The sequence below is a fragment of the Streptomyces ambofaciens ATCC 23877 genome (genome assembly GCF_001267885.1).
Taxonomy (GTDB): Bacteria; Actinomycetota; Actinomycetes; order Streptomycetales; family Streptomycetaceae; genus Streptomyces; species Streptomyces ambofaciens.
This window is the reverse complement of record NZ_CP012382.1, coordinates 422,476-436,033: the sequence shown is the minus strand read 5'-3', so window position 1 is coordinate 436,033 and position 13,558 is coordinate 422,476. Positions and strand designations below refer to the sequence as shown.

The following is a 13,558-nucleotide window of genomic DNA, read 5'->3' as shown; positions in this document are numbered from 1 at the left end:
AAGGAGAGAGGGCCATGCCTGCGTTGGCGCCATTCCCAGGAGCGACGTTCTTCCACAAGGGGCAGCACAGTGCCGTGATCGCCTCGATGGGCAAGCGGCTGGTGGCGGAAGGGTGCGGCAAGTACAAGACCGGCCCGGGACCCGTGTGGACGGAAGCCGACCAGAAATCGTACGCCGCCTGGCAGAGCAAGATCGGCCTCCGTGAAGACGATGCGGACGGCATCCCGGGCAAGCTCTCCTGGGACCGGCTCCGTGTTCCCTCGGCCTCACCGACACCGTCGGCCTCCGGCGGGCGCGTGGCATCTCCCGTACCGGGGCACGGCATCTCGACGCGCTACCGGGTGAAGGGGCCGCACTGGAGCCTCGGTTACCACACCGGCGCGGACTACGCCGCCCCGAACGGCACCCCGTGTGTCGCGGTGCGGAGCGGTTCCATGGTCCGCAGTGGACAGGACCGGAGTTTCGGCAACTTCCTGGTGCTGCGTGCCGGCGGGTTCGACTACTGGTACTGCCACCTCTCCGAGCAGACCGTGAAGCGGGGTTCGGTGAGGGCCGGCCAGAAGATCGGGGAGGTGGGTTCCACCGGCAACTCCACCGGCCCCCACCTCCACTTCGAGAAGCGTCCGGCCGGTGGCGGTTTCGGCTCCGACGTGACACCGACGTGGTAGCCATGGGCGACGTGGTAACCATGGGCTGAGACGGCCCGGCTGCGCGGAAGTCCTGCGACTGCGCCCCACCGAGACCAAGGTCTCGGTGGGGCGCAGTCGCAGGACTTCCGCGCGCTCGCGGCGCGTTGGTGATCGGCCCGGCGTGCCGCCGGTGCTCACTTGGACAGTGAGCCGGGCCGGAGCGGATGCATGGGCGGCAGTCCCGGGAGGACGCCCGGTATCAGGACCGGCTCCAGCCGGACTCGATCCTGCCTGCCCAGGTATCGCTCCAGCTCCGGCGGCCGGTAACCCGTGTCACGGTCGTACCGCTCCTTGGCGGGTACCGCCAGGAATTCGTTGCCGTCGGGCTCGCCGTTGTCGTTCACCGCCTGCCCCAGTGGCCGGTGCAGGGGTGTGGACAATCGGTACATGCCCGTACGGGAGACGTGAAGAGGGCCCGCCCCGTCCGGTCGTACGCGGAAGGCGGTGCTTTCCTCAGGTCGCATGACCTGGGGCCCCGTCGTGCTGAGCGCTTCGGAGTCGAACTCCAGCCCGTGTCTGCGGGCGTGGTCCACCATCCACAGGAGGGCGATGTCCGACAGCCCGGTCTCCTCGTAACCGCCACCGACGTCACTGTGGACCCCGGCGAACCAGACCTGCTTCAGCTCCTGGCCCTGCGCTGCGGCTTCGGGATGCTGGTGCCACAGCGCCGGCCGGAACGCCGAGCGCTGCTCGTCAGCGGCCAGCGCGTGGAACGCCGCCTTGATCCGACTGCTCAGCTCGGTGTTGTGGAACGCCCATCGGCGGTTGAAGCGGCGTGCCGCCGGCTGCAGCCATGCCGTGCTCGGGGCCGGGATGCCCAGGGCGCCGACGGTGTCCCACACCCCGACGAAGCCGATGTCCGTCTCGTGCGCGTAGGAACGCCGGAACAACGTGGCGGCCGCTCCGTTCGGTTGCTCGATGCGGTCGCGGTACAGGGCCCAGGCGTCCGGGATGCGGTCGGCGTGGTCCCGGCGCAGGATGCCGCTGTTGCGTATCAGCCCGGCGAGGCTGCGGACGGTGAAGGCACCGCGGCTGAAACCGAAGAGGAACAGTTCGTCGTCGGGCTCGTACGTCTCGACGAGGAACCGGTAGGCGTCCACGATGTTCTGCGAGAGTCCCACGCCGAACGCGCCGCCGCGCAGGCGCTCACGCCGGTGGGTGCCGACTCCGCTGTGGTAGTAGACGCGTTGTTCCTTGCCGGCGGCGGACCCGGCACGCACGGAGAGAGCTACTTTGGCTACGTTCGTCTTGCTCGGCTGGTCCGCGAAGTTCCACGTTCCGTCGCAACAGACAATCAGGCGCGCGGACATGATCATCCCTCCTGCCGAACGCTGCGGAGCGGCGCGCAGCACCACTTCCAGGGTGGCACCGTCCGGTGCGCCGCGCGACGCGAGGACCGAGCCAGGACGAAGGTCGTGGCCGCCCCTGTGACCGTCGGTGGAACGGGTGTGACCGGCGGCGTCGGCCATCGCCGAGGGTGTCTGTCCTGAGTTGCGGGTGGTCGGCAACGGGCTGATCCTGAAGGGGAGTTACGGCCTACTCGTTCCGGGCCCGAGCGGGCCGAGGCATCCGATTCTCCCGCGCCCTGGCGTCGTCGGCTGCCGTCGTCCGCGTATGCCGGTGGGTTGCGCCCGGCCGGTTCTCGGAGAGGCCGACACCATGCACCAGATCGTCCGTGACCATTGTATCCCGTTCAACGACCCGCTGGAGGGCCGAGTCCCCTTCATGTACCTGGACCAGAAGGGGTGGGTGAGCACAGGGATCGGCAACAAGATCGACCAGACGGTGGCGGCCCACTCGGCACCGAATCCCGCGGAGCGGTCCGCGTCCCTGGCGTCGGCGGGGGAACTGCGGTGGCTGGACGCCGACGGCTCCCCGGCGACGGCGGACCTCGTCGCCCGAGACTGGGACAAGGTGAAGGCACACCTGCACCTCGCCCGCCAGGGGCACAAGGCCTTCCAGCCGCCGTTCACCTCACTGCACCTGTCGGACGAGGAGATCGATCGGCACGTGTTCGCCAAGCTGGACCAGATGGAATCGTTCCTCACGGCGCGGGGTCCCGAGTTCGCCGGGTTCGCCTCCTGGCCGGCCAACGCACAGCTCGCGACGCTGAGCATGTGCTGGGCGCTCGGACCGGCCTTCCGCTTCCCCCGGCTCCAGGGCCACGTGGCGGCGCGGGAGTGGAACGGCGCCGCGGACGAATGCCACTTCACCCCGGACGAGGGAACCATCAGGATCCGGAACATACTCGACCGGAAGCACTTCCTGCTGGCCGGGACCGTGGAGGCCCGGGGCCTGCCTGCCGACCGGCTCGCCCTCGACCTGTCCGACGTGTTCGGCGTGCAGGGCGCGTTGCTCGCTCTCGGGTACGACCCGGGGGCCCAGGACGGCGCCGACGGGCCGCGTACCCAGGGCGCGGTCCGCGCGTTCCAAGGTGACAACGGCCTCGACCCGAACGGCTCCTGCGAGGACCCGGCCGCTCTGGCCGCCCTGAGCGCGCGGCTCTCCACATCGGGGTTCACGGCGCTCGGGGTCTGAACGGGGACGACACTCATGAGCAAGGAGAAGCGCCATGCCCACCGCGACGATCGTTGAGCTCTGGTGCCTGAAGCCGGCCACCGGTACGGACTTCGGCCACCTGACGCCGCACGTGAAGAATCTCCTGTCGGGCTTCGAGAAGATCTTCATCGACGAGGCCGGTCAGGCGGCCACCGCCACCGTCCAGGCCATACCGGGGCTCGTCCAGGCGCTGGACGAGGTCCAGGCGGACCCCGACAGCGTCTACCTCACCGTCGACGCCACGAGCGGCCTGGACAACTCCGTGTGGCCCGGGGGCGGGGAGACACGCGACATGAACAAGGGCCAGGTGGCACACCCCTCCGTCGCCCTCCCGTTCGACTTCTCCACGTCGCTGACCCTCTGGGAGAGGGACTCCTTCCTGGACGACGACGACCCGCTCGGCACGGTGCGGATCGACACGCAGGACACGGACCGGGGACACGTCGCGCAGGTCGCCTCGTCGGAGGTCGAAGGATCCTTCTACTACGTCACCTACCGAGTGGACGGCTGACCGCGCCAGGGTGACGGAAGGGCACGGCCCCGGCCACTCGCGCCGCTCAGTCCGCCGAACCGACCAGGAATCCGAGTCCCACCACCAGACCGGCATAGGCGACCACCAGCAACAGGCCGCAGAGGACCAGCAGCCAGCCGGTCACGATGGCGAGCAGGGCCACGCCGCGGTCGCGGCCCCCGAGCCGCTTGCCACGACGGCGGCCGAGATGTCCGGCCGGGACGGCGACGGCTCACGGCAGGGACGAGGAGGGCGTCCGGTGTGCGCGTCGGACGGTCGGGAGGCCGGCTCCCGGTTCAGGGTGACGGCGGACCGGCGAGGTCGCGTGCGCCGAACGCGCGACGGTAGACGGCGGGGGAGACGCCGAGGGTGGTTCTCATGTGGGCCCGCAGGGAGTTGGCGGAGCCGAAGCCGGCGCGGTGGGCGACCAGGTCGATGGGCAGGTCCGTCGTCTCCAGCAGTTGCTTGGCCAGTTCCAGGCGTTGAGCGGTGAGCCACTGCACGGGGGTCATGCCGACCTCGTCACGGAACCGGCGGGTGAAGGAGCGCAGGCTCATCCGGGCGTGCCCGGCGAGCTGGGCCAGGGACAGCGGCTCGCCGAGGTGTTCCAGGGCCCAGGCCCGGGTGGCCGTGGTGCCGGCGACGGTGGGGTCGGGGATGGGCCGGTCGACGTACTGGGCCTGCCCGCCGTCCCGCCAGGGCGGTACGACGCACATGCGCGCGGCCCGGTTGGCCGTGGCCGCTCCGTGGTCGCGGCGGATCAGGTGCAGACACAGGTCGACGCCCGCAGCTACCCCCGCGGAGGTGAGCACGTCACCGTCGTCGACGAAGAGGACCTCCTCGTCGACCTTGACCTTGGGGTACGCCCGACGGAACTCGGGAGTCAGGTTCCAGTGCGTGGTGGCGGGCCGGCCGTCGAGCAGCCCGGCCGCGGCGAGGACGTACGACCCGGAACAGATGGACACCAGCCGCGTGCCGGGCCGGATTCCGGCGATGGCGTCGGTGACCTCGGGCGGGAGAGGGCCGCCGCGGCCCAGTTCCGGCATGGCGTGGGTGGGCGGGACGATGACGGTGTCCGCCTCGGCCAGCGCCTCGGGTCCGGCCGCGGGCTGGATCATGAAGCCCGCGTCGCTCGGGACGGGGGCCGCGTCGGCGGTGCAGACGACCACCTCGTACAGAGACCGGCCCTCGGGGTCCTGCGCACTGCCGAAGACCCGGGAGGGGATGCCCAGCTCGAAAGGCGGGACGCCGGGCAGGGCGAGCACCGCGATCCGATGCCGTCGACCGGCTCCGCCCGTACGACCGTGGTCCTGCCTCGCCGAAGTCCGTGCCGAAGTCCGTTGTGCGCTGGCCATGGCCAGATCCTGTCACATAGTGGCCGGAGGGCCAACACCGTGGACGGCCGGGAAGCCCGATCGTGGAGGGTGTCGCCGGGCCTCCGGCGGCACCGTAGCGATGGAGACGAAGGACGAGGCCAAGAACATGCGTGCAGTGGTCGTGGAACGGTGGGGCGGACCGCAGGAGCTCGGCGAGCGCGAGATCGAGCGCCCGGAGCCCGGGCTGAGCGAGGTCCTGGTGCGGGTGCACGCGGCCGGAGTGAATCCGGTGGACTGGAAGACCCGGGCCACGGGTGCCCTCATCGAATGGGGCACCCAGCCGGCCGTCGGCTGGGACGTGTCCGGCACGGTCGAAGCCGTCGGTCCGGGCGTGGGCGTCTTCCGTCCCGGCGACGAGGTCTTCGGAATGCCGCTGTTCCCGCGTCAGGCCGGCGGATATGCCGAGTACGTGGTGGCGCCGGCCCGGCACCTGGCGCGAAAGCCCGCCGGGCTGACGCATGTGGAGGCGGCGGCGCTGCCGCTCGCCGCGCTGACCGCCTGGCAGGCGCTCGTCGACACCGCGGACGTCCGTCCGGGGGAGCGCGTGCTGGTCCACGCGGCGGCCGGAGGGGTCGGGCACTTCGCGGTGCAGATCGCCAAGGCGCGCGGTGCCTACGTCATCGGTACGGCCAGCGCGGCCAAGCACGCCTTGGTGCGGGAGCTGGGGGCGGACGAGGTGATCGACTACCGCTCGGTACGGTTCGAGGACGCGGTCTCCGACGTGGACGTCGTGCTGGACGGCATCGGTGGCCGTACGGCCGAACGGTCCCTGCGGGTGTTGCGCGACGGGGGCCGGCTGATCACGCTGCCGGGACCCGACGACGTCCCCGTCGCCCGGGAAGGGGTGCGGGCCTCGTGGATGCTGGTCGAGCCGGACCACCACGGCCTGCGGGAGATCGCCGCGCTCGTGGAGCGCGGCGGTCTGAAGCCGGTCGTCGAGACGGTCCTGCCGCTGGGCCAGGCCGCGAAGGCGCACGAGATCGGCGAACAGGGCGGCACCACCGGCAAGATCGTCCTGACGGTGGACTGACCGGTGGCGTCCGGTGGAGGTGGCCGGGCTCAGGGCGACAGCGCGGTCGCCGGGGATCGTGGTGATCGGCCTTCGCGCTGCCTGTGAGCCTCCCGGTCCGCCGACGGAACCCCGGCCGCCCTCTCCTCAGCCGATCGGGATGCCCGTCAGCGGTCCGCACATGTAGTTGCCCGGCTCGGTGGGGTCGTCACTGATCCAGAACTGGACCCACAGCTCGGCGAACTCGGCTCGGGTCAGGCGGCCGTCGGCATCCCGGTCGAGGACGTCGAAGGTCGTTCCCACCGCGATCTCCCGGCCGTGCCACACGTCGATCAGGCGTTGGTGCTCACGGCGTGAGATGTGGCCGTCGGCGTCCTCGTCCACCGCGTCGAAGACGGTGTCGGCGGTGGCGGTGACGGCTTCACGCAGGGCACCGAGCCGGTCGACCATGGCCAGGAGGTCGTCCATGTCGATCCGGCCGTCCTCGTCCGTGTCGACGGCCGCCGCCAGCTGCTGCCACCAACCCAGCATCACGCTCCGCACCCGTTCGGTCAGTTCGGCATCCGCCTGGACACGGGACAGACGGCCCCAGCGGGCCGCCAGAGCATGGAAGTCCTCCTCCTGCAAGTACCCGTCGCCGTTCACGTCGAAGGCGTCGAACATCGCGTGGAGCTTGATGCGCTGGAACTCACTGGCCATACGAGCCCTCTCATTTCCAGAAGTGAGGAGAGGTTGTCCAAGCGCACCGGCTGCCTAACAGCGCTCGCGCGCACTCCTGGGAGCCCCGGCGAGACCGTGCGCCGGTCGAATGCCCCGAGCGCCGGCTTCCACCGAGCGCCGGCGGCGGATCGGTGACCCGGTGCTCCGCCGAGCACCGTGCGGTCCGGCGTGGCCCGCTCCGCGGTCGAGGACATCCGCCGCGGGCTCCACTCCAGCCCGTCCTCGGGAGCGCACACCGTCGGCGCTACGCGACGGGCGCGGCCGCCATCGCCGTCGTCCCTCGATGGCGGCCGCACCCTGTCTCAGTCCAGCCGGGCGGCGGCGTACGCCTCGATGGCGTCGCGCTGGTACGCGGCGAGGCCCGGGGCGATGGCCTCGTACGCGGCGCGCCATGTCGCGTTGTCGACGACGGAGCGGCCGACGGCCCGGTACTCCTCGGCCGGGACCGGCCGCAGCTCCGTCAGCGCCCGGTACTGGATGTCGATCTCGGCCTGGACCGGATCGGCGTCGGCCGAGTGACCCGCGGCCATGAGCTCGGCCAGCCGGACCATCTGCGCGGTGCGCTCACGGTGCGCGGCGTCGGCATCGGCCTGGCTCATCGTGGCGGCGCGCCGTCCGACCTCCTCGGCGATGTCGGGGAAGGCCGAACTCTCCCACTACGCCGCGCTGCGGGACGGGCGAACCGGCATCGAGGTGTCCGCCGTCGACGGGGTGTGGCAGTCGGACGCGCTGGTCGACGAACAGCTCAGATCCCGGCTGCGTGAAGCGGTCCGGGTCCTGGAGCAGGTTCCCGAAGCCGAACGGGACTGGCACCCCGGATCCGGCGGCCAGGTACTCGATCTGGTGCATCCCTCACTGTTCTGCCTGGTGAGAGAGGTGAGCGGGGGGCCCGAGAGGGCTTGGCGGAACCCGACGGACCGCTACTCGACCTACGAGTTCTCGGAGAGGTTCCAGTGGCTGCCCACGGACGTCGACGTCAGCGACGACGGTGAGGTCGTCTTCCGTTCGTACGTCAACAACCTCCACCCCGAGACACATCGCGCCCTGTACTCCGTCCTGCCGGACCTGTTCGCACGCATGCGACCGCTGTGGGAGAACGTGCTCACCGATCTGCGCCATCCGCGACCCCTGCGGATCGAGGCGGATCCCTACGGATGGTACGACTCCGAGCCGGAGCATCCCGACAGGTCCTCCTACAGCGACGACGGGGCCTACACCGAAGCCCTCCGTGCGTGGGAAGAGGCCCAGGACGACTGGTGGGAGAACCGCCGCCCGGTCGTTCCGGACGCCCCGGCCTTCACCCCGCCCGAGGTGCCCGACGAATCCGCCCGGGTCGACCTGCGCGGTCGCCGCCTCCAGGTCGTCGTCAAGCTCGCCACCATTCATCTCACCCCGGACCAGCCCGAGTACGCCGGCGGTTCCTGGCACGTCGAGGGGATGCTGAACGAGCGGATCGTCTCGACCGGCATCTACTACTGGGACAGCGAGAACATCACCGAGAGCCGACTCGGTTTCCGCTCCGCGCTCGACGACCCGAACTACGAACAGAACGACGACAACGGCCTGCGCGAGGTCTACGGCCTGGAGGACGAGGACCCGCTGAACCAGGTGCTGGGATCGGTGTCGACCCCGGCCGGTCGCTGCCTGGCCTTTCCCAACATCCTGCAACACCGCGTCGGCCCGTTCGCCCTTGCGGACCCCACGCGCCCGGGGCATCGCAAGATCCTCGCCTTCTTCCTGGTCGACCCGTCGGAAACGATCGTCTCGACCTCCGACGTACCACCGCAGCAGCCATGGGCCGACACCTCGACCATGACGCTGGAACAGGCCCGCGACTACCGCGAACACCTCATGCACGAGCGCAAGTTCTTCGTCGACGAACACAACGAGCAGCTCTACGAGCGGGAGTTCTCCCTCTGCGAGCACTGACCCTCACAGGCCGGGCACTCCGTGGCGTCCTCCATGGACGGGCCGCGGGGGACGCTGCGGCGCCTCTGGCCCTCAGCCGGGGGCGCCTCCGGCCCTCGGCCGGGTGCCTCTTGCCGGCCGTTCTCCCCGCGCTGACGGCGTTCGCCCCGTGCCGGAGTGTCACCACCCGAGCACGGGGCTTTCCCCTGCCCGGTTCGCGATCCGAACGTCGCGTCGGCAGGATAGGGGCATGACCGAGATCCGCACCCCTCGCCTTGTCCTCCGCCGTTGGCTGGACGACGACCTCGTCCCGTTGTCCGAGATCCATGCCGACCCGGTGGTGATGCGGCACATCGAGGACGGCAGGCCGCGCTCGGCGGAGCAGACCGCCGAGGACATCGAGGGCTGGGAGGAGGAGTGGGACGAGGAGGGGTTCGGGATGTTCGCGGTCGAGCTCCTGGGTTCCGGCGAACTGGCGGGTGCCGTCGGCCTGTCCGTCGCCGAGGCGCCCGCCGAGGTGGCCGGCCAGGTCGCGATCACCTGGTGGCTGGGACGGGCGTTCTGGGGACAGGGATACGCCTCCGAAGCGGCCCACGCCGCACTGGAGTTCGCCTTGCAGGACCGCGGTCTCGACCGGGTGGTCGCCGTGCTGAGGACGGGTGACAGCGCGTCCGCGGCTGTGGTCGACAAGCTCGGCATGGAGGCGGAAGGCGTCGCATCGCACCCGGTCCACGGCCACGAGCTGACGATCTTCGGTCTTGACCTGACGCAGTATCGGTTCTGACGGCGATGTCCGCACCGCTGGTCGTCGTGATCGCCGGCACCGGGCAGCGTCGTCGGCACCAGGGACCAGGCTCCTCCTCCTCGTCGACATCGGCACCCCGCTCACCCTGACAGGCCCCGTGGGGGGCGGGCGGAGCGAGGCGCCCGGGGGGTTCGTAGCGGAACCGTTGTGCGATGCGTCGAGGGGGCCGACGGGCGGTCGGTACGCTCCCCCTTGGCTCCGCGGCTTCAGCAGGGGCCGGACTGGCGAACAGGGGATGGTCCATCATGAGCAGCACACCTTCCGCCCACCTTTTCAAGCCACTCCAGGACGGCGACCCGGTCGACGTGGGCGGTTACCGCCTGGCGGCCGTCCTCGGCACGGGAGGCATGGGCAAGGTGTACCTCTCCTACACGCCCGGTGGCCGGCCCCTCGCGCTCAAGGTGATCCGCCCCGAGTTCAGCGAGGACCCCGAGTTCCGGCGACGGTTCAAACAGGAGGTCCACGCCGCGCAGCGGGTGCAGGGGCTGTACACCGCCCCGGTCATCGACTTCGACACCGACGGCCCGCAGCCGTGGCTCGCCACCGCCTACGTGCCGGGCCCCTCCCTCGCGCACGCCGTGGCCCAGCACGGTGGACTGCCCGTGCGCAGCGTGCTGCTGCTGACGGTGGGGGTCGCCGAGGCGCTCAACGTGATCCACGGTGCGGGGGTCGTGCACCGCGATCTGAAGCCCGCCAACGTGCTCCTGGCCTCGGACGGTCCCCGCGTGATCGACTTCGGGATCGCGCGCGCGGCCGACACGACCGCGCTGACCGGTACCGGCGTCAGCGTGGGCACGCCGACGTTCATGGCGCCCGAGCAGGCGTCGGCCGGTACGGTCACCCCCGCCACCGACGTCTTCGCCCTGGGGCAGATCGCGGCCTTCGCCGCGATCGGGGCTCCCGCCTACGGCGAAGGCTCCTCGCACGCGGTGCTCTACCGGATCGTCCACGAGGATCCCGACCTCAGTCGGCTCCCGGAGGAGCTGCTGCCCCTGGTGACCCGCTGCCTCAGCCGCGACCCGGCCGGCCGGCCGAGCCTCACCGAGATCATCGGGATGTGCCACGCACTGTCGCCCGACGCGCTGCGCCAGGGTGAGGACTGGCTGCCGCAGACGGTCGCCGGATCGATCACCGAGCGTCTGCGGCTGCCCGAACCGGCCAGGACCCCGCCCCCGCAGGCCCCCGTCGCGCCGACGCCGACCCAGGTCTCACCGCCGAACCCGGCACCCGGCCCGGTGGACCCGTACGCGCCGACCGGGATCGCCACCCCCTCCACCCCGCCGCCGGGCGCACCGGGAGCCCCGGGGCCGGTGCCGCCTCCCGGGCGCCCGGGACACCCTGCTCCAGGTCACCACACTCCGCCGCCCGGCTACCCGGCGCACCCCACCCCCGCGCCGGGCCCCCGGACGCCGCCACCCGTCACCCACGGCCCCTACGGGCCACCGGTACGCCGGAAGCCCAAGCGGACGGGGCTGATCGTTGCCGCGTCGGTCGTCGGCACGCTGGTCGTCCTGGGAGTCATCGGCTCCCTGCTGTCCGACGGGGGCGGCAAGGACGAGAAGAGCGGGGCCGGCACTCCCACGAGCAGCAGCAGTGGCGGTTCGGGCAGTGAGGGCGGCGCGGGCGAGGGGCAGGGGAGGACGGACCCGCAGCCCGTCTCGTACAAGGGGATCGACCTGACGGACGGCTACCAGCTCATGCTCGCCGACAGCCCGCCCCGGCCGGTGGAGAGCGAGGACGCGGCCTACGGTGGCGGCGATCTCTACTTCAGCGTCGTCAACTTCCTGGACGAGGCCTCGATCGGCACCGACAACGGGAAGCTCGTCCTGCTGAACAACGCACAGAAGGGCTCGCTGAAGACGTGCCGCACGGAGACGCGCTACACCGAGAAGATCGACCTCCAGCAGCTCACCACGGGGTCGGAGATCTGCGTGCTCAGCAAGGCAGGCCATGTCGCGGTGGCCACCTACCGGGGCAAGTCCGGCGAGAGCGACCCCGGCTCGTACGTCACCCTCGACCTGCAGATCTGGCGTAATGCCGAGGAGGGCAAGGGCGACTGAGCTCACCATCACCGGTGCGCCGGGCTCGGAACGACTACTTCGCCGACCCGGCGCTCTGGTTCTTGTTGGCGTGGAAGCGCGCCTTCTTCTGACGGTTTCCGCAGGTGTTCATGTCACACCATTTGCGAGTGCGGCTCTGGCTGGTGTCGAAGAAGGCGGCTCGGCAGGTCGGTGACGCACACAGGGCCAGTTTTCCGTCCCGCTCGCCTGCGATGATGCTGATCGAGTCGGCGGCGACGACGCTGAGAGCGTCTTCCACGCAGGAATCCGAGCCGAGTCGCCACTGTCGTTTGTTCTCGGGCGTCAGGACGGCCGCGGCCCGGCCTTGAGTGCTGCGGTCGTTGATGACGCGGACGGCAGGCGCGGGGAGGCGGTCTCCGACGGCGGCCGCCGTCAAGGCGGCGTGGATCGATTCCCTCAGTTCCCGGGCGAGTTCGAGCTGGGCGGTGGTGCAGGACTCCACGGTGAGGCCGCTCACCGCCAGCCAGTCCACGAGCCGCCGCGGTGTGGGAATCCGCTCCACAGGGTCGCCGCACCGCTCCGTCAGGGTCGCCGTGAAGCTGGTGGCCAGCACCTTGCCGAGACGGAAGTCAGGGAACCGAGCATGCATGGAACCACCTTAGCCGGTTGCGCCCTGCGGCTCAGGGTGTTAGAACCGTCTGAGCCGGTTCTGGAACCACCTCAGCCGGTTCGCTACAGGTCCAAGCCGGTTCCGCGACGACCAGGAGGCCCCGTGCCCAGCGACGTGCAAGCATTCGAAGCCCACGCGACCGACACCGACCTCGACGATCTGCGTGCGCGACTGGCCGCGGCGCGGCTGCCGGAAGCCGAGACGGTCTGTCGCACCGAGCCCGGCCCCCGCCGATGGGAACAGGGTGTTCCGCTGGCCGACCTCGCCGACGTGGTGGAGTACTGGCGCACCGGGTACGACTGGCGGGCGTTCGAGGCCCGGCTGCATCGGATCGGTCAGTTCCGCACGACCATCGACGGTGTCGGTATCCATTTCCTGCACCGCCGGTCATCCCGCGCGGACGCCACTCCTCTGATCGTGACGCACGGCTGGCCGGGCAGTATCGCCGAATTCACCGACGTGGTGGACGAACTGGCGGATCCGGATGACGCGGACGCGCCGGCGTTCCACGTCGTGGTCCCCTCGTTGCCGGGCTTCGGCTACAGCGACAAGCCGGCCACCACCGGGTGGGGGATCGAGAAGATCGCGGCCGCCTGGGTGGAACTGATGGGACGGCTCGGCTACAGCCGGTTCGCGGCCCACGGCGGCGACTGGGGAGGTGTGATCACTACGGTCCTCGGCGGCAGGTTCCCGGCGCATGTCCTCGGCATCCACAGCACCTTCGCGGAGGCGCCGCCCGGACTGACGACGGACGGGCTGACGGCGGCCGAACGCGCCTGGGCCGAGGACACCCGCGATTTCTGGCGCCACCGAGCGGCGTACGCGCAGCAGCAGGCCACCCGACCCCAGACCATCGGCTACTCGCTCGTCGACTCACCGGTCGGACTTCTCGCCTGGATCCTCGACAAGTTCGCCGAGTGGACGGACACCGAGGACAGCCCCTTCGAGACGATCTCCAGGGACAGGATCCTCGACGACGTCACCCTGTACTGGCTGACCCGGACCGGAGCGTCGTCGGCCCGCATCTACTACGAGAGCCACCAGTCGCTCGACCCCGAACTCCGGGTCGACGTCCCGTCGGCGATCAGCATGTACCCCCGCGACATCGAGAAGTGTCCGCGGCCCTGGGCGCGGGAGCGGTACCGGCGGATCGTCCGCTGGAGGTCGCCCGAAGCCGGGGGACACTTCCCGTCGCTGGAGGTCCCCGAGTACTTCGTCAAGGACCTGCGGGAAGGCCTCGCGGCAGTGCTGGCCGCCGGTCGGTGAACGCGGCCGGGCCCGAGCCCGGAC

General features: G+C 70.8%; 11 protein-coding genes and 3 pseudogenes. 9 read left to right on the top strand and 5 right to left on the bottom strand.

Annotation, left to right across the window (positions count from 1 at the left end):
- Nucleotides 1-17: 17 nt before the first annotated feature.
- Both SAM23877_RS41075 and SAM23877_RS41070 read left to right on the top strand, forming a co-directional pair.
- Nucleotides 18-263: pseudogene (locus SAM23877_RS41075) on the top strand (peptidoglycan-binding protein); the annotation flags it as partial.
- Nucleotides 264-296: 33 nt separating this feature from the next.
- Nucleotides 297-668 carry a M23 family metallopeptidase gene (locus SAM23877_RS41070; RefSeq protein WP_269465983.1) on the top strand — a complete coding sequence of 124 codons (372 nt, stop codon included), beginning with the start codon at nt 297-299 and terminating at the stop codon, nt 666-668.
- A 155-nt stretch (nt 669-823) separates the two neighbouring features.
- On the opposite strand, the gene SAM23877_RS01975 is transcribed toward SAM23877_RS41070, so the two are convergent.
- Nucleotides 824-1,999, bottom strand: coding sequence for a DUF2235 domain-containing protein (locus SAM23877_RS01975; RefSeq protein ID WP_053142066.1), 1,176 nt, complete (start codon nt 1,997-1,999; stop codon nt 824-826).
- A gap of 349 nt (nt 2,000-2,348) precedes the next feature.
- Here SAM23877_RS01975 and SAM23877_RS01970 point away from each other — a divergent pair, with 349 nt between their 5' ends.
- On the top strand, nt 2,349-3,227 hold the full coding sequence (locus tag SAM23877_RS01970; protein WP_053126262.1) for a peptidoglycan-binding domain-containing protein: 879 nt from the start codon (nt 2,349-2,351) through the stop codon (nt 3,225-3,227).
- Nucleotides 3,228-3,261: 34 nt separating this feature from the next.
- On the top strand, nt 3,262-3,759 hold the full coding sequence (locus tag SAM23877_RS01965; protein ID WP_053126259.1) for a hypothetical protein: 498 nt from the start codon (nt 3,262-3,264) through the stop codon (nt 3,757-3,759).
- Between the two features lie 296 nt (nt 3,760-4,055).
- Here the strand turns inward: SAM23877_RS01965 and SAM23877_RS01960 are convergent, their stop codons facing one another.
- The gene (locus SAM23877_RS01960; RefSeq protein ID WP_425314780.1) at nt 4,056-5,120 is read right to left on the bottom strand and encodes a GlxA family transcriptional regulator; all 1,065 of its coding nucleotides are present in this window, start codon (nt 5,118-5,120) and stop codon (nt 4,056-4,058) included.
- Nucleotides 5,121-5,214: 94 nt separating this feature from the next.
- Between SAM23877_RS01960 and SAM23877_RS01955 the strand changes: the two genes are divergently transcribed.
- Nucleotides 5,215-6,165: an NADP-dependent oxidoreductase gene (locus SAM23877_RS01955; RefSeq protein ID WP_425314747.1), complete on the top strand. Its 951-nt coding sequence runs from the start codon at nt 5,215-5,217 to the stop codon at nt 6,163-6,165.
- A 126-nt stretch (nt 6,166-6,291) separates the two neighbouring features.
- Here SAM23877_RS01955 and SAM23877_RS01950 read toward each other — a convergent pair whose 3' ends face one another.
- Nucleotides 6,292-6,843 carry an EF-hand domain-containing protein gene (locus SAM23877_RS01950; protein ID WP_053126257.1) on the bottom strand — a complete coding sequence of 184 codons (552 nt, stop codon included), beginning with the start codon at nt 6,841-6,843 and terminating at the stop codon, nt 6,292-6,294.
- A gap of 323 nt (nt 6,844-7,166) precedes the next feature.
- A pseudogene (locus tag SAM23877_RS01945) lies at nt 7,167-7,505 on the bottom strand (TipAS antibiotic-recognition domain-containing protein); the annotation flags it as partial.
- 1 nt (nt 7,506) lies between these two features.
- On the opposite strand from SAM23877_RS01945, the pseudogene SAM23877_RS01940 reads away from it, so the two are divergent.
- The 3 genes and pseudogenes from SAM23877_RS01940 to SAM23877_RS01930 form a co-directional block, all read left to right on the top strand.
- A pseudogene (locus SAM23877_RS01940) lies at nt 7,507-8,793 on the top strand (DUF4246 domain-containing protein); the annotation flags it as partial.
- Nucleotides 8,794-9,022: 229 nt separating this feature from the next.
- A complete protein-coding gene (locus SAM23877_RS01935) occupies nt 9,023-9,556 on the top strand; it encodes a GNAT family N-acetyltransferase (RefSeq protein ID WP_053126252.1) in 534 nt (177 codons plus the stop codon).
- A gap of 266 nt (nt 9,557-9,822) precedes the next feature.
- A complete protein-coding gene (locus SAM23877_RS01930) occupies nt 9,823-11,637 on the top strand; it encodes a protein kinase domain-containing protein (RefSeq protein ID WP_053126250.1) in 1,815 nt (604 codons plus the stop codon).
- 34 nt (nt 11,638-11,671) lie between these two features.
- Here the strand turns inward: SAM23877_RS01930 and SAM23877_RS01925 are convergent, their stop codons facing one another.
- Nucleotides 11,672-12,247: a CGNR zinc finger domain-containing protein gene (locus tag SAM23877_RS01925; protein ID WP_053126248.1), complete on the bottom strand. Its 576-nt coding sequence runs from the start codon at nt 12,245-12,247 to the stop codon at nt 11,672-11,674.
- Between the two features lie 123 nt (nt 12,248-12,370).
- Between SAM23877_RS01925 and SAM23877_RS01920 the strand changes: the two genes are divergently transcribed.
- Nucleotides 12,371-13,534, top strand: a complete 1,164-nt coding sequence (locus tag SAM23877_RS01920) for an epoxide hydrolase family protein (RefSeq protein WP_053126246.1) — start codon at nt 12,371-12,373, stop codon at nt 13,532-13,534.
- Nucleotides 13,535-13,558: the final 24 nt, after the last annotated feature.

Excerpts from the sequence above, each read along its gene's own strand:
- SAM23877_RS01975 (WP_053142066.1), bottom strand. The coding sequence starts at position 1,999 with ATGTCCGCGCGCCTGATTGTCTGTTGCGACGGAACGTGGAACTTCGCG.
- SAM23877_RS01970 (WP_053126262.1), top strand. The coding sequence starts at position 2,349 with ATGCACCAGATCGTCCGTGACCATTGTATCCCGTTCAACGACCCGCTG.
- SAM23877_RS01965 (WP_053126259.1), top strand. The coding sequence starts at position 3,262 with ATGCCCACCGCGACGATCGTTGAGCTCTGGTGCCTGAAGCCGGCCACC.
- SAM23877_RS01955 (WP_425314747.1), top strand. The coding sequence starts at position 5,215 with ATGGAGACGAAGGACGAGGCCAAGAACATGCGTGCAGTGGTCGTGGAA.
- SAM23877_RS01950 (WP_053126257.1), bottom strand. The coding sequence starts at position 6,843 with ATGGCCAGTGAGTTCCAGCGCATCAAGCTCCACGCGATGTTCGACGCC.
- SAM23877_RS01935 (WP_053126252.1), top strand. The coding sequence starts at position 9,023 with ATGACCGAGATCCGCACCCCTCGCCTTGTCCTCCGCCGTTGGCTGGAC.
- SAM23877_RS01930 (WP_053126250.1), top strand. The coding sequence starts at position 9,823 with ATGAGCAGCACACCTTCCGCCCACCTTTTCAAGCCACTCCAGGACGGC.
- SAM23877_RS01925 (WP_053126248.1), bottom strand. The coding sequence starts at position 12,247 with ATGCATGCTCGGTTCCCTGACTTCCGTCTCGGCAAGGTGCTGGCCACC.